Origin of the sequence: Pseudonocardia sp. Ae505_Ps2, from assembly GCF_001932425.1 — a bacterium.
Classification (GTDB): Bacteria; Actinomycetota; Actinomycetes; order Mycobacteriales; family Pseudonocardiaceae; genus Pseudonocardia.
Genome location: NZ_MCIP01000001.1, coordinates 5,281,741 through 5,283,146 on the forward strand (window position 1 = coordinate 5,281,741; position 1,406 = coordinate 5,283,146).

2 protein-coding genes are annotated in these 1,406 nt (G+C 72.0%); both read right to left on the reverse strand.

The genetic code is table 11. The features are described from left to right. Window positions 1–685: AMP-binding protein (locus tag Ae505Ps2_RS32780; protein ID WP_212567668.1), on the reverse strand; the 685-nt coding region annotated here is incomplete at its 3' end. Between the two features lie 334 nt (window positions 686–1,019). Then, on the reverse strand, window positions 1,020–1,406 hold a 387-nt coding region (locus Ae505Ps2_RS33710; protein WP_249265243.1), incomplete at its 5' end, for a transposase family protein.

Here is a 1,406-nt window from a genome sequence, read left to right on the forward strand (position 1 = left end):
CCCCGACCACGCACAGCACGTGGGCGAGGCTGTGGTGCAGCGGGAGCGGCCAGAGCACCCGGTCCCCCGCGGCCAGCCCGACGATCGGCGCGTAGCAGGCCGCCACCGACCACAGGCAGCTGCGCTGGGTGGACAGCACGCCCTTGGGGCTGCCGGTGGTGCCCGAGGTGTAGAGCATGAACGCGACGTCGTCGAGGTCCTGGTCGTCGCGGGCGGGCTGCGGGGGCTCGGTCCGGGCGAGGCGCTCGTAGCCGTGGACCCCCCGCGGCAACGGCCCGTCCCCGGTCACGAGCACCGTCACCGAGGACCGACCGGGCAGCAGGCCGAGCACCTGCTCCAGGTGGGCCGGGTCGGTGAGCACGACCCGGGCCCCGCTGTCGTCGAGGACGTGCGCGAGCTCGTCGGCGGACCCGGCCGGGTTGCAGGGCACCGCGACGCCGGACGCGCGCAGCACCGCCAGATAGCTCTCGACCACCTCGACCGCGTTGCCCTGCAGGATCACCGCCCGGTCGCCGGGATGCAGCCGCAGGGCCGCCAGGTGCCCGGCGAGCCGACCCGTGCGCACGTGCAGCTCGGCGTAGGTCACCGACCGGACCCGGTCGGCGAAGGCGACCGTGTCGCCCCGCTCCGAGGCGTGCCCGGCGACCAGCTCGTGCAGCGGCCGGATCAGCTCTGTGCGCAACATGCCGTCTCCCTGGGTCGAGATCCGGCGTGACGGTAGGTGCGACGGGACCGGCGAATCCTCAGTCCTGAACGGATTCCCCACCCCCTGCCCACCCCCTGGAACCCCCCTGTGACGTGTCCGGCCGGATCGACGCCACGGGATCGGACCTACCGTCGGGACGAGCGACGACCGCACGATTCCGCCGCGATTCCTCCACGACGTCCCTGAGATGTCTCCGGGATTCGACGGCGATTCCACGGTGATTCCACGGCGATTCCGCCGAGGCTCCGCTGCCGTTCCTCCGCGACGCCGCCGCACTGTCCGACCCATTGAGGTGTTCTCAGTAGCGGGTTGATCATGTCGTGCGGTCGTACTCGGTGTGGAGTAGTACGAGCGCAGCTGCGGTGATCGCGCCGGTGCGCCAGGGACATAGCGTGACTCGCCGCAACGCGGCGAAGGTGGTCTTGAGCAGGGCGTTTCCGCGTTCGGCCAGAGCACGAAGGGCTGAGTGCAGGGTGTTGACGGTGCGCTGGTTGACCGTCTGCCCGCGGCCGGGGGCGAGTTTGATGGGCACGGTGAGCCGGTCGGCTTCGCCTTCGTAGCCGAGGTCGCCCAGCGCGGCGTGGGTGTCGTCGGTGAACGCGGCCAGGCCCTCGAGCAGCCCGGGGTGGGTACGGGCGCAGCGGGTGTCGTGCTCGCGGCCCGGCCGCACGTCGCTGGTCCATAGCGGCCATCCATCAGG